Here is a 19,906-nt window from a genome sequence, read left to right as displayed (position 1 = left end):
TGGCTTGGGTGTGAATATGTGCGCTGACCTGTGGAGCTTTGCCCTCTCGACGTATGCCCACCCGGGCATTGAAGCTGCTTGCCTGCGCTTGCAGGCACAAGGCGCGGATGTGTGCCTGTTGCTCTGCGGCGCCTGGCTGGAGCAGCGCGGCGTTGCAGCGACCGCCGAACGCATGCAGGCGTTGCGCCAGATTGCGCAGCCGTGGCAGCAAGACGTGGTCGAACCCTTGCGACAGGTACGCGTGCAGTGGCGAGCCATGGCGCAGCAGGATGCGCAATTGGCGGCGCTACGCGAACGGGTCAAGGCCCTGGAGCTGGAAGCTGAACGGCAGTTGCTGACGCACCTGCAAGTGCTGGCGCAAACATGGCCGACTGGCGAGAAAGGCGGTCAATCGAGATGGCTTGAAGGCTTGGCGACCGGAGCCGCCAACCTTGACCACGACGCGCTGCAGTCGCTGCGCGTCGAGGCCACCGGCACTTAGGAAGCGCTGGTTGGGGTGGTGCTTGGCGCTGCCGGTGCAGGCGTGCTGCTGGCCGGCGCAGTTGGAGCGGTGGACGCTGCGGGGGTTGCAGCCGGAGCTGCCGGGGTTGCTGGCTTGGCCGGTGCAGGCTTGGCGGCTGGCTTTGCAGCAGCGGGTTTTGCGGCTGGCTTAGCAGCTGGTTTTGCAGCAGCCGGTTTGGCAACTGGCTTGGCCGCTGGTTTTGCAGCAGCAGTTTTAGCGACTGGCTTGGCCGCTGGTTTTGCAGCAGCGGGTTTAGCGGCTGGCTTGGCGGCTGGTTTTGCTGCAGCCGTTTTAGCGGCTGGCTTGGCAGCTGGTTTTGCAGCAGCAGTTTTAGCGGCTGGCTTGGCGGCTGGCTTGGCGGCTGGTTTTGCAGCAGCCGTTTTAGCGGCTGGCTTGGCGGCCGGTTTTGCAGCAGCCGTTTTAGCGGCTGGCTTGGCGGCCGGTTTTGCAGCAGCAGTTTTGGCAGCTGGCTTGGCGGCCGGTTTTGCAGCAACAGTTTTAGCGGCTGGCTTGGCGGCTGATTTTGCAGCAGCAGTTTTAGCGGCTGGCTTGGCGGCTGGTTTTGCAGCAGCGGTTTTAGCGGCTGGCTTGGCGGCCGGTTTTGCAGCAGCAGTTTTAGCGGCTGGCTTGGCGGCCGGTTTTGCAGCAGCAGTTTTAGCGGCTGGCTTGGCGGCTGGTTTTGCAGCAGCAGTTTTAGCGGCTGGCTTGGCGGCTGGTTTTGCAGCAGCGGTTTTAGCGGCTGGCTTGGCAGCTGGTTTTGCAGCAGCGGACTTGGACGCTGCCTTAGTCGAAGCCTTCGACGCAACGGCTTTTGCTGGCGTGCGAGCGCCCAGTGCTTTAGCCACGGCTTCTTTCACACGACCAACGCCCTGGGCCAGTTTCAGGCTTTCCTGAGCATCGCGTTTGAGTTGGGAAATGTAGGTGCGGGTTTCAGCTTGGCGATCCTTGAGGGCGTCCAGCAGATCCTCAAGTTCCTTAACGGCGTCTTTGGCTTTGGCTTGTGCCTTGGCCTTGCCGGCAGTGGCGGCGTCTTGCAGTTTGGTACGGGATTTGTGCAGCTTTTCTTGCGCTTTACCGCGTTGTTTTTCCAATTTGGCGAGCAGTTTTTCTGCATCAGCCAAGGCTTGGGAACACGCGCTTTCCAGATGTTCGAGCAAGCTGCCCGAAAGTTGTTGGAGTAAATGCAACGGGGTATTTACAGGCTTCTGTTTGGCCGACATGGTTTACCTCCTGGCTGACGTGGGTGCGGCTCATACTAGCCCTCTGCTCTTACCGCCGCTAGGGCATGTTGACAGTATCGTTTGCCTTGCGTTGCACCGTAGGAAAATTCTTATCGATATAACGAAAAACCACGGCACTTTTTGCGCACTCACACTGGCATAATCCGTCGCACTTTCGGCGGGAGAATAACCATGTCGCGTTACCTTTTTTTAATGCTTGGCTTGGTGGTTTCCATGACCCATGCGGCAGAACAATCGCCGTCAAAAACTACTACCCAAGACCCGCACGGCCTTGCTTACAGCCTGGGCGCCAGCCTCGGCGAACGACTGCGCCAGGAAGTACCCGACCTGCAGATTCAGGCGTTGATCGATGGCCTTAAACAAGCCTATCAGGGCAAACCACTGGCGCTGGACAATGCACGTATCGAACAGATCCTCGCCGAGCACGAAGCGCAGAGCGCGGCCGAGGCTGAGGCGCCGCAAAGTGAAAAAGCACTCGCTGCCGAACAGCAATTTTTATCCAAGGAAAAAGCAGCAGCCGGCGTGCGTGAGTTATCGAATGGCATCCTGCTCACGGAGCTGACGCCTGGCACCGGCAGCAAGCCGTTGGCCAGTGATGAGGTGCAAGTGAAATACGTAGGGCGGTTGCCCGACGGGACTGTCTTCGATCAGAGCACGCAACCGCAATGGTTTCGCCTGGACAGTGTGATCAGCGGCTGGAGCAGCGCGCTGCAACAGATGCCGGTCGGCGCGAAATGGCGTCTGGTGATCCCATCCGCCCAAGCCTATGGCGCCGACGGTGCTGGCGAGTTGATCCCCGCTTATACGCCGCTGGTGTTCGAGATCGAATTGCTCGGTACTCGCCACTGACCCAATAAAAAACGGTGCGCCATGCGCACCGTTTTTTTGTCTCGCCGCCAAGGCTCAGGCCTGGGTGGCGGCCTCTTCCTTGTGAGCGTTGTGCAACACTTCGATCAGGCAATCTTCCAGCTCGAAACGTTCGTGCAACAACCCGCCAAGCTCTTTGAATTTTTCGGCAACGCATTTGCCGGCATCGCACAACTCGGTGAACACCAGCAGTTTTTCCGTGATGACATCGATGCGCGGGTAGATGGTTTCGGCCAAGTCCAGACCACGCTGATCATCAAAGGCTTCCGCCTCTTTGGTCAGTTGTTCGTAGACGCCGAAATGTCCAGCAGACACGTAGTCCACCAACACAGCGCAAAAGTCTTGCAGCGGCTCGCGATTCTCACCCAATGCTTCGGGCTTGGCGCCGAGAGCATCAAAGGCCCGAACCAGTTCGTGACGTGCCTTCAACCAGCTGTCGATCAGCTTGTGCACCCCACCCCAGCGTTCCTGAGCATTCTGACAACTTTCCAGCATGATGATCTCTCTTCCCTATAGGGGGCGCTGCCGCCTGTGCCCGCGCAACACTCAAGGATAAAAGCAGCAGCCGGACAAGGCCGCATTTGGCAAACGGTTTCGATAATGCGTGCGGGCCAGATTATGCCCGCATGACTATGGCTTCAAGGTACGCAGGAGAGAAAGTTCATACAAGTGTTTAATCCCGTCCTACGACCCGCAACACACTTTCAAGGCCTTGCGAGACCCCATCGGCGACTTAAAAACAACCGAGAAAACTGCAGGGCGCCCAACATCAGCATGGCCAAAAAGAACAGCAAGCTCCATTCGGGAACGCTGAGGTCGAACAGTGTCCAGTTGATCTCAACGCAATCGACAGTGCCTTTGACGGTCAATTGCAATGCTTGCCACAGCGACAGGTTTTCAATCATGTAGTGCAGGCTTGGCCAGCAATCGGTGGTCTGCTCCGGTGCGGCATTTTGTAGCAGCACCTGGCGTACGGCAGTGATAGCGCCGAGCAATGCGCAGCCCATGCTGGCAAACCCGTAGAGGTAAACCGCAGAGCGCTTTGGATTATGAATCGCCGCGACCAGATTGATCAGCGTGAAGGCTGCCAGAAAGATACGTTGCAGCTGGCAAAGGAAACACGGGCGTAGCAGCGCGCCGTACTCGAGATAAAACGACGCGCCCAACGTCAGCACACCAGCCATGAACGCCAGGAAAAACAAGGAGCGTGAAGGGGCCAAAGACATTGTTATCCGTACCGCAAGAGATAGGCCGTCACGGTAGAGGAAAGGCCTGACCCCTTTCAATACTCGTTAGAGCAGGCAATTCCGCGAGAGCATAGGGATATCTCGTCAGACCCTGGATGACTTTAAGCAGCTATCAGTAGGAATTTACTACGTAGCGCTTTAGACCCAGCATTTACAGGCTAACGAAGGGTTGGCTCTCAGAAACATCCGAGCCAACCTTCGCCCTCTTTCCTACTTCAGACGCGCGCGGGCATGGGCAACGGCGAGGCCAGCAAGCGACTGTCAAGCAGCCCCAGACCCTCCTGGAACAGCTGGTTGCTGCGCTCGGTGTCACCCAATTGGGCCAACAGCCGTGCCAGCTCAGCGCAGGCCTCAGGGTTGCGTTGCACCTGCAGGCTGCTTTCAAGGTAATCGCGCGCCTTGCCCCACAAACTGTTTTGCAGGCACAGGCGGCCCAGGGTCAGCAACAAGCTGGCATCTCCCGGGTGGTCCTTGAGCCAGCCTTCGGCAAACTTCAACTGACGGGCCGAATCAGCGCCCCGCAACAAACCATAAAGCCGGATCAAGTGGCTGTCATAGCCGCGTTTGATGGCGCTGCGCAGCACCTCTTCAGCCTTGGCGTCGGCACCCAGCCGGCGCAGTTGCTCGGCGTAAGCCAGAACCAGCTGTGGCTCCTGGCGCTGGGCGGAAGTGAGTTGCTCCCACGCCCGATCAAGAGACTGTAAGCCTGCCTCGCCCTGCTCTTCACGCTGGGCCGCCAGCCCGAGGTTTTCACCCCAGGCGCGACGCTCCAGCTCGGCCAGCTCGCTGGCGGGAAGGACTTTGTCTTTTCGCAGCTCCGGCAACAAGCGAATCACTGAAGACCAATCGCCCCGCTGCTGATGCAGACGCTGCAACTGGCGCAACACCTGCGGATTGTGCGGATGACGCTCGTGCATCGCCTGCAAGGTCACCAAGGCGCCTTCTGTATCGCCACGGTCCATCTGCAATTGCGCATGGCTCAAGGCAACCGCCAGCTCAGCCTGAGGCTGGCGCTCCAGAGCGCGCTCCAGCAAACCGTCGGACTCTTCATAACGGCCCTGCTCATTGGCCGCACGTGCCGCGCCAAGGTAGTACAACAATGGCTGGCGCTCCGCTTCGGCGGCGCGGTGCAGGTGGCGTTCGGCACTGGCCCAGCGACCTTCAGCGAGGTCCATCTGGCCCTGCTCGATCGCAATTTGTACCCGGCGACTGCGGTTACGTCGCGACCATGGGTTGACCACACCACCGGAGGTGCTGAGCAGGCTCAGCAACACACGGATCAGATAGATCGCCAGGCCGACGGCAAACACGGCCACCAGCGTCGCCCACAGGCTCGACTCGTAATGCAGCAGATGGGGATAGGTAATCAGCACGTAGCCGGTGTGCTTGGAAATGCCCACGCCCAGCCCCAGGGCGATCGCAATTGCCAGGACCAGGATCACATAGAAACGCTTCATCGGCTCTACTCCTGGGTCGCCGGCGTGCCCGCCGACGCCTTGGCTTCATCGGCAGACAGATGACGACGTTCGAGGTAGGCCTGCACCGCGGCCAGGCTGGCCGCCAGGTCAGGCGTGGCCACGGAAACGGCCTTGGGCTCAAGCTCGGCAATACGCGCGAGCATCGCTTTGCTCTGCGGGTTGTCCTGGTTGAAGTTGTCTTGCAGCACGCTGCGCGCCTCGCCCAGGGAACGGCTGTACACCGCCGTTTCACCATTGAGCGCAGCCCATTGCGCCTGCTCAAGGGCCAGGCTCAGCGCCAGGCGTACCTGGTTCAAGCCTTGACCGGCAAGCAACGGTCGAATGTTGTCGTCCGGGTTGAAATCGATGCGGAAGTAGCGGGAAATCTCCTCCCACCATTGGCTCAGGCGACCTTGCATATCGCTGGTCGGGCGACCTTGAGAGGCCGGCTCGCTGAGTTGGTATTCCGGGGCAATAGCCGCCAGCTGTACAACCTGATCGCGCAGCGCGGCGAGTTGCAGATAAAGCCCGGTGCGGTCCGGCTGCTCGGTACTGCGCAACGCGGCAAGGCTCTTGGCCAGTTGCTCGCGTGCGGCGTAGGAACCCGGATCGCTTTGCTCACGCAGAATTTCGTCAGCCCCCTGGACCAGAGACTGAGCGCTGTTGATGTCCTGCAGGGCAGACAAACGCAAGCTGGCCAGACGGATCAAATGCTCGGCTTCGGCCAGACGCCAGTCCTGGCGACTGGCACCCAGCACGGTTTCCAGGCGCTGGCTCAAGCGCTGCTGATCGCCCTGCAACTGGGTTACCAGACGGCGGCGTTCTTCCAGCTCATCTGCACCGGGCAATTGCGCCAGCCGGGTAGTCAGCTGTTGCTGGCTCTGCTTGAGGGACTGGGATTGCTCGTCGAGTGCCTGCACCTGGCTCGACTGTTGTTGGCTGCCGGCTTGCAGGGCGCGGACCTGCCAAATGCCCCATCCGCCAGCGGCAACACCTGCGGCGCCGAGCAACAAGGCCACGATTGCCAGGCCATTGCCACGGCGTGGCGCGGCGACCGGTGACTCAGCCGGCGCATCAAGTGCGGGCTGGGTTTCATCTTTAGGCAAGGCTGTTTCGCTCACGTATCCGTCCTTTGCGTATCAGAGAGTGGGCGCGGCTTGCCTCACAAGGCAGCGCTGCGCAACGCCACTAACAAAGCCGCGGCACTCGCACCGCGACAATCCACAACTTTTTCTGCGCCAGCGGCCCGCGCTATTTCATAGACGCGGGGGCTGGGCACGAACAATGGCAGCCGCGCCACCTGCGGCCAATCGGGGCCAGCCAACGCTTGCAGGTGCAAAAAACCCTGCCCACTGCTGACCACCACGCCGTTCAAGCGTTCCAACTGTATGCGTTGCATCAGCTCCCCGGTGTCGTAAGCCGGCAGGGTGCGACGATACAACTCCAGATAATCGACACTAGCACCTTGCTCGCGTAAACGCTCAGCCAGCAGCTCTCGCCCGCCTTCGCCACGCAAGATCAATACCCGGGCATCGGGGCGTGCGATAGCCTCGCGCAAGGCGGGCAGTGCAAGCAAAGCCTCGCTGTCGTCGCCGGTTTGCGGATAATGAACAGTGAGGTCGTGATCGGCCAGTACTTGCGCAGTGGCCGCGCCGACGCTGAACCAGGGCAGCTGCGGCCAACGCCGATCCAGCTGTTGCAAGGCCAGGCGTGCGGCAGGCTTGCTGACCACGATGACCGCGCTATAACGGCCCAGATCACAAAAGACCGCTTGTTGCTCAGCCGTCACCGGCAAGGCCTGGATCGCCAACAATGGCAGGCTGCTGCTGAAAATGCCGGCCTCGGACAACGTCGCGGCCAGGACCGTGGCTTCCTCGGCAGGCCGCGTCAGCAACAGACGCCAGTCGGTCACTGCGGGCCAGCCTCGCCATAGATTTTTTGCAGAATCACACCGGCGCCTTTTTCCAGCAGCTCTTCTGCCACCTGGATTCCCAGCGCGGTAGCATCACGCTGCGGCCCGCGAACCTGGGCGGTGAGCAGCGTGCCGCCTGCGGGGTCGCCTACCAAGCCACGCAGCCACAGGTTTTCACCCTCAAGCACGGCGTAACAGGCGATTGGTACCTGGCAGCCACCGTTGAGGCGTTTGTTCAGCGCGCGCTCGGCCGTGACACGGACTTCGGTGTCTTGATGATCAAGGGGTTTGAGCAGGGCGTGAATTTCACTGTCAGCAGTGCGGCATTCGATCCCCACAGCGCCTTGTCCGCCCGCGGGCAAGCTGTCTTCTACGCTGATGGCCGAGGTGATGCGGTCTTCGAAGCCCAGGCGAATCAGGCCAGCCGCCGCGAGAATAATCGCGTCATATTCGCCCGCATCCAACTTCGCCAGACGGGTATTGACGTTGCCGCGCAGAAACCGAATTTGCAGGTCCGGCCGGCGAGTCAGCAACTGCGCCTGGCGACGCAGGCTCGAGGTGCCGACGACACTGCCCAAGGGCAGTTCATCCAGCGACGCGTAAGTATTGGAAACAAACGCGTCACGCGGGTCTTCGCGCTCGCAGATGCAATACAGGCCAAGACCTTCGGGGAAGTCCATCGGCACGTCTTTCATCGAATGCACGGCGATGTCGGCTTCGTTTTCCAACAGTGCGGTTTCCAGTTCCTTGACGAACAAGCCCTTGCCGCCAATCTTCGACAATGGCGAGTCGAGCAGCTTGTCGCCGCGACTGACCATGGGCACCAGAGACACTTTCAACCCCGGATGGGCTTGCTCAAGGCGTGCTTTGACGTATTCGGCCTGCCACAAGGCCAGGGCACTTTTACGGGTGGCGATGCGGATTTCGCGAGAGGACATGGATCAATCCGTACTGAATAGATACGGCAGATAATAACAGCTCAGGCAAACACGCTTTGATTTGAATCAGCAAGTGCGGGGCCTCCCTGGCCGCGTCGCACCGGGATACAGAATGCAGACCTCGCCAAAGCCCCTGGCTAAAGCTGCTGCATCATCTTGCGCACACCGGCGACATGGCGTCGGCTGACGATCAAGGCATCGCCGTTAAGCCCTTTGAGGAACAACTGAAAGTGCCCCAGGGGCGTGCGCTGCAAGCGTTCTATTCGCTCGCGGGCCACCAGCGCATTGCGGTGGATGCGCACAAAGCGGTCGCCGAATTCGTCCTCAAGGGCCTTGAGCGGCTCATCGAGCAACACTTCACCCGTCTCGTGACGCAAGGTCACGTACTTGTGGTCGGCGATAAAGTAGACCACCTGGTTCAGCGGAATCAGCTCGATACCTTTACGGGTCCGCGCGCTGATATGGCTGCGTGGCCCATTACCACTCTGAGCGGCTGGCTGGGTCAAAGCGGCGAGCTGGACGCGGTTGGGACGCTCGGCCTTTTTCAAGGCTTTGAGCAGCGCCTCAGCACTCACCGGTTTGGCAAGAAAGCTGACACCGCTGTCTTCCAGGGTCTGCGCAGAAAACTCTTCGTGAGCTGCACACAACACCACGGCAGGCGGCGATTCTCGCTCGCTCAGGCGGGCGGCCACTTGCAAGCCATCAAGGCCCGGCAGGCGAATATCGAGCAACACCACATCCGGTTTGAGGCTGTCGATCAGCGTCAACGCCTCTTCGCCGTTGGTGGCGCTCGGTTCAAGGACTGTATAACCCTCGAGTTCACTGACCAAACGGCTCAGTCGCTCGCGGGCTTGGGGTTCGTCATCAACGATCAGGACATTCATATTGCGCTGGATTCCTGCGTGAGTCTCGCACAAGGATAGCGTAGACAGGTGCGGTGACTTGCGTCACAGCGATCCACGCTAAGACTAGCGCGAGCGGCAAAAAGTGCCCCGGCAGCGGCACCCATATTTACCCGGACCTGTTCAATTGCGCCCAAGACCTGCTGCCTTCGGGCATCGTCGTAGGGTTTGCTGATACACAATCCGAATACCCCCCTTTTTTAATGGATAGTCTGGGCTATGACCGCATCACCCGACTTTGGTGCATTCACGCTCTATCAGTGCAACTGTAGACGCTCGCTGAGACGATATTGCTCAATCGTCAAATATCGTTTCAATTAGGGCCCGCTCCAGTCTCTTCCCGGAAGCGTTCGGCGGCAAGGCACTTAGCCATCCTTGGCACAAATAAAAATGCCGACCACCCGCAGCACCGCCTCTAAGTGCAACCCTGTTATTATCGGCGGCACACCTCCACGCCTCTTTTAAGCAGATCACGAGCGAATCCATGAGCACCGACAAGACCAACCAGTCCTGGGGCGGCCGCTTCAGTGAACCCGTCGACGCCTTCGTCGCGCGCTTCACCGCCTCCGTCACTTTCGACCAGCGCCTGTACCGCCACGACATCATGGGCTCGATCGCCCACGCCACGATGCTGGCCAAGGTCGGCGTACTGACCGACGCCGAGCGCGACAGCATCATCGATGGCCTGACCACCATCCGCGGTGAAATCGAGGCCGGCACGTTCGACTGGCGCGTCGACCTGGAAGACGTGCACATGAACATCGAAGCCCGCCTCACCGATCGCATCGGTGTGACCGGCAAGAAACTGCACACCGGTCGCAGCCGTAACGACCAGGTGGCTACCGATATCCGCCTGTGGCTGCGTGACGAAATCGACCTGATCCTGGCCGAAATCACCCGCCTGCAAAAAGGTTTGCTGGAGCAGGCAGAGCGGGAGTCCGGCACCATCATGCCCGGCTTCACCCACCTGCAAACTGCGCAACCGGTGACCTTCGGCCACCACTTGCTGGCCTGGTTCGAGATGCTCAGCCGCGACTACGAGCGTCTGGTGGATTGCCGCAAGCGCGCCAACCGCATGCCGTTGGGCAGCGCCGCACTGGCCGGCACTACCTACCCGATCGACCGCGAATACACCGCACAACTGCTGGGTTTTGACGCGGTTGGCGGCAACTCCCTGGACGGCGTGTCGGACCGTGACTTCGCCATCGAATTCTGCGCTGCCGCCAGCATCGCGATGATGCACTTGTCGCGTTTCTCCGAAGAACTGGTGCTGTGGACCAGTGCGCAATTCCAGTTCATCGACCTGCCAGACCGCTTCTGCACCGGCAGCTCGATCATGCCGCAAAAGAAAAACCCCGACGTGCCCGAACTGGTGCGTGGCAAAAGCGGCCGTGTATTCGGCGCGCTGATGGGCTTGCTGACCTTGATGAAGGGCCAGCCATTGGCCTACAACAAGGACAACCAGGAAGACAAAGAGCCGCTGTTCGACGCCGCCGACACCCTGCGCGATTCGCTGCGTGCGTTTGCCGACATGATCCCGGCGATCAAGCCCAAGCACGCGATCATGCGTGAAGCGGCCTTGCGCGGGTTCTCCACGGCAACCGACCTGGCGGACTACCTGGTGCGCCGTGGCCTGCCATTTCGCGACTGCCACGAAATCGTCGGCCACGCCGTTAAGTACGGCGTAGACACCGGCAAGGACCTGGCGGAAATGAGCCTGGAAGAGCTGCGCCAATTCAGCGACCAGATCGAGCAGGACGTGTTTGCCGTGCTGACCCTGGAAGGCTCGGTGAATGCGCGTAACCATGTGGGCGGCACTGCGCCGGCGCAGGTCAAAGCTGCGGTCGTGCGTGGCCAGGCACTGCTCGCCAGCCGCTAAAAAGCCTCAGACCCGCGCGGTCAAAAATGTGGGAGCGGGCTTGCTCGCGAATACGGTAGACCAGTCGCTATATGTATTGACTGACACACCGCTTTCGCGAGCAAGCCCGCTCCCACATTTGATTTGTGCACGGCTGATTACTTCTTGGCAGCAATCATCGCCATAAACGCCGGCATCGCCGCCTCCCTGTCCGCCGCCACTTTCTGCGCGTTGGGCATCGCGTGCAGTCGCTCCAGCAGCGCTTTCGCCTTCGGCAACTCAGCCAGCAGATCCAGGCCAAACAGCTTCTCGCCCACGGCACAGGCGAGGTTCACGCTGTACATGAAATACAGATCGGCCAGCGTGAAGCTCTCCCCCGCCACGTACGGCGCAAACTTGCCGTGTCGGCCTAAAGAACTGATCCCCAACAGCAACTCAGCCCTGGATTTTTCCTTGATCGCCTCCGGCACCGGCATACCGAAGAACGCCTCGGCGAAACACGCGCGGGCGGGCAACTCGATGTACAGCTCGATTTCCCTGCACAGCGCCAGCACCTGAGCCCGCTGAAAAGGCTCGGCCGGCAGCAACGAAGGGCCTTCCTGAGTGTGTTCGATGTACTCCAGAATCACGCTGGTTTCGTTGATAAAGCCTTGCTTGACGCCCAGCACCGGCACTTTGCCTCGCGGGCTTACCGCAAGCGCTTCAGGCGTCTGGCCTGCATAAAATGGCACTTCTTCAAACGGCAGGCCTTTCTCCAGCAGCGCCAGTTTGACCATGTTGTAGTAGTTGCTGACCGAAAATCCGTAAAGCTTGAGCATCGCGAATGCCTCCAGGCCGAGTGTGGGGTTGGCTGCGGAAGTTATAGAGCGTGCGGCCCGACCTGACCAGCAGCATCACCTGCCTGAATGGGGGTAGACTGGCGCCCTTTCCTTGAGGAGCCCCGCCATGAGCGAGCCGACCGATATCGACAACGACGAAGAAGAATTCACCGAAAGCACGCTGACCCAGGCCATCGAAAACCAGATCGAAAGCGACAACCCGCCTGCCGCCAAAGCCACCTTCAACAAGCTGACCCTGGTGGGCTACGAGCGCGAAGACATTCTGAATCTCATGGCCCACGTGCTGGCTGTGGAAATCGACAAGATGCTTGAAGAAGACCGCGCCTTCGATACCCAATGGTATGAAACCGCGCTGCGCGCACTGCCGGAATTACCCCCGGAAAACGACTGAATCGAGCACTTTCGTGGCCGGGAAGCCTGCTTCCTCGCCACAAACCTGCGCCATATCAAGACCCACGACTTTCTCACTGGACAGCCCGGCAAAGTGCGTTCACCTTATGCCCTGCTAGCCTCTAATAAATTTTAGAAAGTCTGGAGTCCTTATGTCGTATACCCCTGAGTTGGTTGCCGAACTGGAAATCCTTGTACTCTTCCCCTTGGACAGCACCAAGGAAGGTCTGAAAGTCCACCAGACCGCCGCCCCCACTGCCATCGCCGCGGCCAAGCGCCTCCATGCAAAAGGCCTTATCGACCAGCCAGACGGGGGCTACCTGACCAGCCTTGGCCGGGACGCTGCAGAGCAGGCCCAAACCCTGCTGACCATTCTGACGACTGCTACCACCAAAGAAGCTGCCTGATCCCTGATACCGCCCATGGAGTCCGCTTTCTGCGGATTCCGAGGGCATTGCTGTGGATGGCACAAAATTCTGACGCCAGAAACCATTTCCCTCTAAACCTCCTACGCTTGTGTCTGTAAACTCCTAGACGGCCGCCCACGTCGGGCCCTGCGAGCCAACGAGTTCGACATGACCCGCACCCATGAAATCCGCCCCGACCTGGACGAAGGCATCGACCGCAAGGTGCTGGCCCAATTGCGCGCGCGCTTCATGGCCCTCAATGAAGGGCGCATGGCCCGGGCCGTCGAAGGTCTGACTCCGCGCCAGCAAAGCGTGTTGACGCTGTTGCCGCTGTTTTTCCACGTCAACCACCCCCTGCTGCCAGGTTATGTCTCGGGCAGCACGCCGGCCGGGCTGTCCAATTTCGAACCGGACGCCCAGGCGCTTACTGAAGCTCAGCGCCTGACCCGTTCGTTCTCCTACAAGCCACGCCATGGCAATCCGCCACGGCCTATCCTTGGCCTGTACCTGATGGGCAGCCTTGGCACCCTGGCTCAAGCGGACCAAAGCGATATGGACGTGTGGGTCTGCCACTCGCCCGAACTTGGCGAAACCGAACTGGCCGAGCTGCGCAAAAAGTGCCAGTTGCTGGAAGCCTGGGCCCTGACCATGGGCGCCGAGGCGCATTTTTTTCTGATCGAACCGACGCGCTTTGTATTGGGTGAGCGCGACACGCAACTGAGCTCCGACGACTGTGGCACCACCCAGCATTACCTGCTGCTGGATGAGTTCTACCGCACCGCCATCTGGCTGGCCGGGCGCACGCCGATCTGGTGGCTGGTGCCGGTGTACGAGGAACGCCGCTACGCCGAGTTCACCCATACGCTGATTTCCAAACGATTTATCCGCGCCGACGAGACCCTGGACCTTGGGCACCTGGCCCACATCCCTCCGGGCGAATTCATCGGCGCCGGGCTGTGGCAATTGTTCAAGGGCATCGAGTCGCCCTACAAATCGGTGCTCAAGCTGCTGCTGACCGAGGTTTATGCCAGCGAGCACCCGAACGTGTACTGCCTGAGCCTGCGCTTCAAGCGCGCCGTATTCGCCAATCAGGTGGACCTGGACGAGCTGGACCCGTACATCGTGGTTTATCGCCGCATCGAGGAATACCTCAAGGCGCGCAATGAGCCGGAGCGCCTCGAACTGGTGCGGCGCGCGCTGTACCTGAAGGTCAATCGCAAGCTCAGCGTCGGCCAACGCAGCACCGGCTGGCAACGCCGCCTGCTGGAGCGCCTGGCCAATGAATGGGGTTGGGACCAACGCCAACTGGCTCTGCTGGACAGCCGCAGCCAGTGGAAAGTGCGCCAGGTCGCCTCCGAGCGCCGCGCACTGGTCAACGAACTGAATTACAGCTACCGCTTCCTCACCCAGTTCGCCCGCACCGAGCAAACCGCCAGCCTGATCAACAAGCGCGATCTGAACGTGCTGGGCCGGCGCCTGTATGCAGCGTTCGAACGCAAGGCCGGCAAGGTTGAGTTCATCAACCCCGGCATCGCGCCCGACTTGGCCGAAGACACGCTCACGCTGGTGCAGTCCCCCAATCGCAAGGAACCGGGCCAGTATCACTGGGGCCTGTACAACGGCAACCTTACGGCGCTGGAATGGGAGCACTTCGCGCCGATCAAGCGCAGCCGCGACCTCTTGGAAATGCTCACCTGGTGCCATCGCAACGGCGTGATCGACAGCAGCACCCGTCTGGCACTGCACCCGGGCGTCAGTGACATGACCGAATTCGAGCTGTTCAACCTGCTGGGCAGCCTGCAACAAACCATCGCCCTGCCCCTGGCCAGCGTCGATGAGGATCGCCTGTTGCGCTCGGCGGTGCCGGAAGAAGTGCTGTTGCTGATCAACGTTGGTGTCGACCCGCTCAAACATCATCGCGACTTGAACATCCTGATGACCACCGAACGCACCGACTCCCTGAGCTATGCCGGCGTGCGCGACAACCTGGTGCTGACTCTGGATCAGGTCACGCTCAATAGCTGGAACGAGGTCATGGTCAGCCGCTACGACGGCCCCCACGCACTGCTCGATTGCCTGCGTGACTACCTCAATCAATTGCCGTCGGACCACTTGCCACGCCTGCGAGTGCGCTGCTTCTGTCACAACCGTGCGCAGTTCATTGCCCAGCGGGTAGAAGAAATTTTCGACACCGCGCAAAACCTGCTGCTTAGCCAGTCCAATCACCGCTACCTGTTGCAGGTGCAGCAGCACTACCACGTGATGGAGCTGATGCCGGGTCAGGCCACCCATGTGTCACTGCCGACCCAGGACGCGCTGATTGCCTACCTCAGCGAAGAACTGGCCAGCTACAGCCCACTGCACCTGGACGCCATGGCCCTGGAAGACCACGACCTGGCGCTGCTGCTGCCGATGGGCCTGGCCGATTGCGTGCAGGTGTTCTACCGGGTCAATGAAGGTTTTGCCGAGTTGTATGTGTTGGATGAGTTCAACGCCCTCTGGCAGCAACGCCTGCCGTTTCATGATGAGCAGAGCCTGTTGGCGCCGTTGCAGCGTTTTCTGCAATCGATCATCTATCGCCGCGAAGCGCTGGCGCCGCTGGATACGCAGCAGCCGTTGGGCGAAGTGCAAATCTTGTATTACCAACTGTTGCCATCAGGCAGCAATCGCGCACGCGGCATCGAGCCGCGCCCCGCGCCGCAGAACCCGGCCAATAAGCCGTTTTATGACGTGCAGGCGATTATCGGCAAGGCGGCGCCCGGCCAAGTGGGCATCACCCTGTACTGCAACCAGCGGGAGTTTTGCGAACTGGAGTTTGGCGACCAGCTGTTTGCCGTGGTCGCCCAGGAAATCGTCGGGCAACGTCGAGAAACCGAACGTTACCGCTGCTACATCACCGACCTGGACCTGTCCGGCCTGCTCGGTGATGTGCAAAGCCCGAGCAACCTGTACCTGCGTTACAAGGCCGAGCTGGAGCTGTCGCTCAACAACGCACTGAAGCAGGTTTAAAGCGGCTCTTGTTACAGAGAGAACGCGCCGCCGTCTTTAGGCTGGCCTTCAACGCTGAGCAGTTCAAGCTTGAGGGTTTTGCCGCCGGGTGCCGGCCAGTCGATATGCTGGCCCACTTTCAGGCCGAGTAACGCACTGCCTACCGGCGCGAGGATCGAGATCTTGCCCTCGTCTGCGTTGGCATCCTTGGGGTAAACCAGGGTCAGGTGATAGTCCTTGCCGCTGCCTTGCTCACGGCAATGCACGCTGGAGTTCATCGTCACGACACTTGCAGGCACATCCTCGTGGCCAACCACTTCTTCGGCGCGGTCGAGTTCGTGCTGCAGGGCTTCGACGCCCGGCGAGTCCTCGCCTACACGGTCGATCAATTGCTCAAGACGCTGCACGTCGAGACGGGTAAGTATGATGGAAGGTGCGGTCATGATTCAGGCAGACTCCTTTTTTCTGCACAAAAAAGCAAAACCCCGCCAGAAAAAGGCGGGGTTCTCACGGACCTCGATGAGTTGAGGTGTACCCGGACACTACCACAGCGACACAAATAAACAAGACGACCTCAGGCACGCTCCCTGCGTTGCTCGGCCTCTGCGCAGATCACCCGGCGCCGGTTATCGTCGGCGGAGCGCCATTCACGAATGTCTTCCACATGGCGGAAGCACCCGAGGCAGACTTTCTGCTCGTCCAGGCGACACAAACTGATACAAGGTGACGGTACCGCCGGGCTGACATTGCTGAACAGCGGCTTGGGCGGGCGTACGGGTGCAGGCTGGGTCACCATCAGATCTCGTCGAAGTCCAGGTCAGCGCCGGACTGTTCCTTCGTGAGGCGAGCGAGCATTTCGCTCAGCAGCTCCTCGGTGGTGTCGTGCGCCCAACGATTTTCCTCTTCGTCGTAATCGAAGTGAAAACCACCGGTGCGGGCCGCCAGCCATAGCTGACGCAACGGCTCCTGACGGCTAAAGATCAGTTGGGTGCCGTTTTCAAACTTGACGGTCAGCACGCCGGCTGAGTTTTCCAGGTCCACGTCCAGGCCGCTGTCGTCGAAAATATCTTCCAGCGCCTGCTGGGTCGCATCCACCAGGTCGTGAAAACGGGCTTCGGTCAAACTCATTGTGGCAACCTCAAAAGTGTCTGGTTTTGCTCAAGCGCCGCACGATACGGGCGAGCCCCGCTGATTGCAAAGGATACCGAGTTCATTACCGATGGAGGTATGAAATATCCCCGGCCAGCGTAGCCTGCTTCGCGCCCAAGTCGGCAAACCCCCGCCGGACGGGTATTTCGGCGCATAGGCAAGCTGGCGGGTGGTCGGTATACTCGGGCGCAATTAATGCATATTCAAGGATTTCGCCATGAAGCGCCTGATCTCTTCCCTTGCTGCGCTCGTCGCGGTCGCTTGCCTCGTCAGTGCCTGTGGTCAAAAAGGCCCGCTCTACCTGCCCGATGACAGCAAAGACCCGAATGACCAGGCGCAGTCGTCACAAAAGCCGTCAAAAGCGCATAAGCACGACACCTATCAATAAGGGAAACCCATGGACGCTTTTAACTACCGGGACGGCGAGCTGTTCGCGGAAGGCGTGGCGTTGTCCGCGATTGCCGAGCGCTTTGGCACCCCGACCTATGTGTACTCGCGTGCGCACATCGAAGCCCAATACCGCTCTTTCACCGACCCACTGAACGGCGTTCCACACTTGGTGTGCTACGCGGTCAAGGCCAACTCCAACCTGGGTGTACTCAATGTCCTGGCGCGCCTGGGCGCCGGTTTCGACATCGTCTCCCGTGGCGAGCTGGAACGTGTGCTGGCAGCCGGCGGCAAGGCTGACAAAATCGTCTTCTCCGGCGTCGGCAAGAGCCGCGAAGACATGCGCCGCGCTCTGGAAGTCGGCGTGCATTGCTTTAACGTCGAGTCCACCGACGAGCTGGAGCGCCTGCAAGTCGTCGCCGCCGAGATGGGCGTTCGTGCGCCGATCTCGCTGCGCGTCAACCCGGACGTCGACGCCGGCACTCACCCCTACATTTCCACCGGTCTCAAAGAGAACAAGTTCGGCATCGCCATTGCTGACGCCGAGGACGTGTACATCCGCGCCGCGCAGTTGCCGAACCTGGAAGTACTGGGTGTCGACTGCCATATCGGCTCGCAACTGACCAGCCTGCCACCGTTCCTGGATGCGCTCGACCGCCTGCTGGCGTTGACCGATCGCCTGGGCGAGTGCGGCATCTACCTGCAACACATCGATCTGGGTGGTGGCGTGGGTGTGCGTTATCGCGATGAAGAACCGCCGCAGATCGCCGACTACATTCAGGCCGTGCGCGAGCGCACTGAAGGCCGCGGCCTGACCCTGATGTTCGAGCCGGGCCGCTACATCGTCGCCAACGCGAGCGTGTTGCTGACCCAGGTCGAGTACCTCAAGCACACCGAGTACAAGGACTTCGCCATCGTCGACGCGGCGATGAACGACCTGATCCGCCCGGCGCTGTACCAGGCCTGGATGGATGTGACAGCCGTCAAGCCACGTGCTGGCGAAGGCCGTAATTACGACATTGTCGGCCCGATCTGCGAGACCGGTGACTTCCTGGCCAAGGAGCGTCAGCTGGCCCTGGAAGAAGGCGACCTGCTGGCCGTGCATTCGGCCGGTGCCTATGGGTTTGTCATGAGTTCCAACTACAACACGCGCGGCCGTGCCGCCGAGGTGCTGGTGGACGGTGATCAAGCGTTTGAAGTGCGTCGCCGCGAGACGGTAGCCGAGTTGTATGCTGGCGAAAGCCTGCTGCCGGAGTAAGCCATGCTGCTGCGTTTTACCAAGATGCACGGGCTGGGTAACGATTTCATGGTCCTCGACCTGGTCAGCCAGCACGCGCACATCCTGCCCAAGCACGCTAAACAATGGGGCGACCGTCACACCGGCATTGGCTTTGATCAATTGCTGATCGTCGAGGCGCCGAGCAACCCGGAAGTGGATTTCCGTTACCGGATCTTCAACTCCGACGGTTCCGAAGTGGAACAGTGCGGCAACGGTGCGCGTTGCTTTGCGCGTTTTGTGCTGGACAAGCGCTTGACCGCCAAGCGCCAGATTCGCGTCGAGACTAAAAGCGGCGTGATCGAGCTGGATATTCGCAGCGACGGCCAGATCAGCGTCAACATGGGCGAGCCACGTCTGGTGCCGGCGGATATTCCGTTTCAGGCCACCGAGCAGGCGACCAGTTATGCGCTGGACGTTGATGGCAAGCACGTGGATATCGCCGCGGTGTCGATGGGCAACCCGCACGCTGTGCTGCGGGTCAACGACATCAATAACGCCCCGGTGCATGAATTGGGGCCGAAAATCGAACATCACCCGCGCTTTCCGGCACGGGTCAATGTGGGCTTCCTGCAGGTGATCGACCGTTCCCGCGCACAATTGCGTGTGTGGGAACGCGGCGCCGGCGAAACCCAGGCCTGCGGCACCGGCGCTTGCGCTGCGGCCGTGGCCGCGATCAGCCAGGGGTGGATGGATTCGCCACTGTTGATCGACCTGCCCGGCGGACGCTTGTCCATCGAATGGGCAGGCCCTGGCCACCCGGTGATGATGACCGGGCCGGCCTCGCGCGTATACGAAGGACAGGTCCGCCTATGAGTGAGCAAAGCTAATGACCGACAAGCCTCAAGTACCCGCCCAAGCATCCCCGAGCGAAAGTCTGGAGGCCGCTGCTGTCGCGGCGTACCTTGAGGCTAATCCGGACTTCTTCGTCGAACACGAAGAGCTGTTGCCGGCCCTGCGCATTCCCCACCAGCGCGGCGATACCGTGTCGCTGGTAGAGCGGCAGATGAAGATTCTGCGCGAGCGCAATGTCGAAATGCGTCATCGGCTCTCGCAGTTGATGGACGTGGCCCGCGACAACGACCGACTTTTCGACAAGACCCGTCGCCTGATTCTTACCCTGATGGACGCCACCAGCCTGGAAGAAACGGTGATTGCCGTGGAAGACAGCCTGCGCCAGGACTTCCAGGTGCCGTTTGTGAGCCTGATCCTGTTCAGCGACAACCCGATGCCGGTGGGTCGCTGGGTCAGCGGTGGCGAAGCGCAAACCGCGATTGGCGGCTTGCTCTCTGAAGGCAAGACCATCAGCGGCACCTTGCGTGAGCATGAGCTGGATTTCCTGTTTGGCGCCGAGCAGCGCAAGCAGATCGGCTCCACCGCCGTAGTCGCCCTCAGCCATCAAGGCCTGCACGGCGTACTGGCGATTGCCAGCCGTGACCCGCAGCACTACAAAAGCTCTGTAGGCACGCTGTTTTTGACCTACATCGCTGAAGTGCTCGGCCGGGTACTGCCGCGCTTTACCACCGCCCTGCGCGCGGTGCGCTAG

22 protein-coding genes and 1 pseudogene are annotated in these 19,906 nt (G+C 60.5%); 10 read left to right on the top strand and 13 right to left on the bottom strand.

Annotated elements, in window-relative coordinates; all coding sequences use genetic code 11:
• Nucleotides 1-16 precede the first annotated feature (16 nt).
• The gene (locus ACM530_RS11000) at nt 17-481 is read left to right on the top strand and encodes a TIGR02444 family protein (protein ID WP_416364763.1); all 465 of its coding nucleotides are present in this window, start codon (nt 17-19) and stop codon (nt 479-481) included.
• Here the strand turns inward: ACM530_RS11000 and ACM530_RS10995 are convergent.
• The gene (locus ACM530_RS10995; protein WP_416364762.1) at nt 478-1,722 is read right to left on the bottom strand and encodes an AlgP family protein; all 1,245 of its coding nucleotides are present in this window, start codon (nt 1,720-1,722) and stop codon (nt 478-480) included. The genes ACM530_RS11000 and ACM530_RS10995 overlap by 4 nt on opposite strands.
• A gap of 192 nt (nt 1,723-1,914) precedes the next feature.
• Here ACM530_RS10995 and ACM530_RS10990 point away from each other — a divergent pair, with 192 nt between their 5' ends.
• Nucleotides 1,915-2,592 carry an FKBP-type peptidyl-prolyl cis-trans isomerase gene (locus ACM530_RS10990; protein WP_416364761.1) on the top strand — a complete coding sequence of 226 codons (678 nt, stop codon included), beginning with the start codon at nt 1,915-1,917 and terminating at the stop codon, nt 2,590-2,592.
• 54 nt (nt 2,593-2,646) lie between these two features.
• Here ACM530_RS10990 and rsd read toward each other — a convergent pair whose 3' ends face one another.
• The 8 genes and pseudogenes from rsd to ACM530_RS10950 all read right to left on the bottom strand — a co-directional run.
• On the bottom strand, nt 2,647-3,105 hold the full coding sequence (gene rsd, locus ACM530_RS10985; protein WP_106575814.1) for a sigma D regulator: 459 nt from the start codon (nt 3,103-3,105) through the stop codon (nt 2,647-2,649).
• A 209-nt stretch (nt 3,106-3,314) separates the two neighbouring features.
• Complete coding sequence (locus ACM530_RS10980) at nt 3,315-3,836, bottom strand: disulfide bond formation protein B (RefSeq protein WP_369301890.1); 522 nt, start codon at nt 3,834-3,836, stop codon at nt 3,315-3,317.
• Between the two features lie 236 nt (nt 3,837-4,072).
• Complete coding sequence (locus tag ACM530_RS10975; RefSeq protein ID WP_145158050.1) at nt 4,073-5,314, bottom strand: heme biosynthesis protein HemY; 1,242 nt, start codon at nt 5,312-5,314, stop codon at nt 4,073-4,075.
• A 5-nt stretch (nt 5,315-5,319) separates the two neighbouring features.
• The gene (locus ACM530_RS10970; RefSeq protein WP_416364760.1) at nt 5,320-6,435 is read right to left on the bottom strand and encodes a uroporphyrinogen-III C-methyltransferase; all 1,116 of its coding nucleotides are present in this window, start codon (nt 6,433-6,435) and stop codon (nt 5,320-5,322) included.
• Nucleotides 6,436-6,476: 41 nt separating this feature from the next.
• A complete protein-coding gene (locus ACM530_RS10965) occupies nt 6,477-7,226 on the bottom strand; it encodes a uroporphyrinogen-III synthase (RefSeq protein WP_416364759.1) in 750 nt (249 codons plus the stop codon).
• Entirely contained in the window at nt 7,223-8,164 is a 942-nt protein-coding gene (gene hemC / locus ACM530_RS10960) for a hydroxymethylbilane synthase (protein WP_369301887.1), read from the bottom strand. Before hemC ends, ACM530_RS10965 begins: the two co-directional genes overlap by 4 nt.
• Nucleotides 8,165-8,301: 137 nt before the next feature.
• Nucleotides 8,302-9,048, bottom strand: a complete 747-nt coding sequence (locus ACM530_RS10955; protein WP_145158061.1) for a LytR/AlgR family response regulator transcription factor — start codon at nt 9,046-9,048, stop codon at nt 8,302-8,304.
• Nucleotides 9,045-9,161 (bottom strand): annotated as a pseudogene (locus tag ACM530_RS10950) (sensor histidine kinase); the annotation flags it as partial. The gene ACM530_RS10955 and the pseudogene ACM530_RS10950, both read right to left, overlap by 4 nt.
• A gap of 389 nt (nt 9,162-9,550) precedes the next feature.
• On the opposite strand from ACM530_RS10950, the gene argH reads away from it, so the two are divergent.
• The gene (gene argH / locus ACM530_RS10945) at nt 9,551-10,945 is read left to right on the top strand and encodes an argininosuccinate lyase (RefSeq protein ID WP_008439335.1); all 1,395 of its coding nucleotides are present in this window, start codon (nt 9,551-9,553) and stop codon (nt 10,943-10,945) included.
• 137 nt (nt 10,946-11,082) lie between these two features.
• Here the strand turns inward: argH and ACM530_RS10940 are convergent, their stop codons facing one another.
• Nucleotides 11,083-11,742, bottom strand: a complete 660-nt coding sequence (locus tag ACM530_RS10940; RefSeq protein WP_145158067.1) for a glutathione S-transferase family protein — start codon at nt 11,740-11,742, stop codon at nt 11,083-11,085.
• 127 nt (nt 11,743-11,869) lie between these two features.
• On the opposite strand from ACM530_RS10940, the gene ACM530_RS10935 reads away from it, so the two are divergent.
• From ACM530_RS10935 to ACM530_RS10925, 3 genes are all read left to right on the top strand, one after another.
• The gene (locus ACM530_RS10935) at nt 11,870-12,154 is read left to right on the top strand and encodes a hypothetical protein (RefSeq protein WP_106575823.1); all 285 of its coding nucleotides are present in this window, start codon (nt 11,870-11,872) and stop codon (nt 12,152-12,154) included.
• Between the two features lie 151 nt (nt 12,155-12,305).
• Nucleotides 12,306-12,560, top strand: a complete 255-nt coding sequence (locus tag ACM530_RS10930) for a TIGR02647 family protein (RefSeq protein ID WP_010207442.1) — start codon at nt 12,306-12,308, stop codon at nt 12,558-12,560.
• Between the two features lie 168 nt (nt 12,561-12,728).
• Complete coding sequence (locus ACM530_RS10925; protein WP_416364758.1) at nt 12,729-15,569, top strand: class I adenylate cyclase; 2,841 nt, start codon at nt 12,729-12,731, stop codon at nt 15,567-15,569.
• A gap of 11 nt (nt 15,570-15,580) precedes the next feature.
• Here ACM530_RS10925 and rnk read toward each other — a convergent pair whose 3' ends face one another.
• The 3 genes from rnk to cyaY all read right to left on the bottom strand — a co-directional run bounded on the left by rnk (nt 15,581) and on the right by cyaY (nt 16,676).
• Nucleotides 15,581-15,991, bottom strand: coding sequence for a nucleoside diphosphate kinase regulator (gene rnk / locus ACM530_RS10920; RefSeq protein ID WP_369301884.1), 411 nt, complete (start codon nt 15,989-15,991; stop codon nt 15,581-15,583).
• Nucleotides 15,992-16,122: 131 nt separating this feature from the next.
• Nucleotides 16,123-16,341 carry a DUF1289 domain-containing protein gene (locus ACM530_RS10915; protein WP_106575827.1) on the bottom strand — a complete coding sequence of 73 codons (219 nt, stop codon included), beginning with the start codon at nt 16,339-16,341 and terminating at the stop codon, nt 16,123-16,125.
• Nucleotides 16,342-16,343: 2 nt separating this feature from the next.
• Complete coding sequence (gene cyaY, locus ACM530_RS10910) at nt 16,344-16,676, bottom strand: iron donor protein CyaY (protein WP_094948747.1); 333 nt, start codon at nt 16,674-16,676, stop codon at nt 16,344-16,346.
• A 238-nt stretch (nt 16,677-16,914) separates the two neighbouring features.
• Here cyaY and lptM point away from each other — a divergent pair, with 238 nt between their 5' ends.
• From lptM to ACM530_RS10890, 4 genes are read left to right on the top strand one after another with little or no spacing between them, the layout of a single operon-like run.
• Nucleotides 16,915-17,085 (top strand): LPS translocon maturation chaperone LptM, encoded by a 171-nt coding sequence (gene lptM / locus ACM530_RS10905; RefSeq protein WP_106575828.1) that lies wholly within the window; start codon nt 16,915-16,917, stop codon nt 17,083-17,085.
• A 9-nt stretch (nt 17,086-17,094) separates the two neighbouring features.
• Nucleotides 17,095-18,342, top strand: a complete 1,248-nt coding sequence (gene lysA, locus ACM530_RS10900) for a diaminopimelate decarboxylase (protein WP_242199633.1) — start codon at nt 17,095-17,097, stop codon at nt 18,340-18,342.
• 3 nt (nt 18,343-18,345) lie between these two features.
• Nucleotides 18,346-19,176, top strand: a complete 831-nt coding sequence (gene dapF, locus ACM530_RS10895; protein WP_242199631.1) for a diaminopimelate epimerase — start codon at nt 18,346-18,348, stop codon at nt 19,174-19,176.
• Between the two features lie 13 nt (nt 19,177-19,189).
• The gene (locus ACM530_RS10890; RefSeq protein WP_416364757.1) at nt 19,190-19,906 is read left to right on the top strand and encodes a DUF484 family protein; all 717 of its coding nucleotides are present in this window, start codon (nt 19,190-19,192) and stop codon (nt 19,904-19,906) included.

Source organism: Pseudomonas sp. NFX183, from assembly GCF_047943075.1.
Taxonomy (GTDB): Bacteria; Pseudomonadota; Gammaproteobacteria; order Pseudomonadales; family Pseudomonadaceae; genus Aquipseudomonas.
Note: the sequence above shows the minus strand (reverse complement) of the source record. Positions and strands in the feature narration are given on the sequence as shown.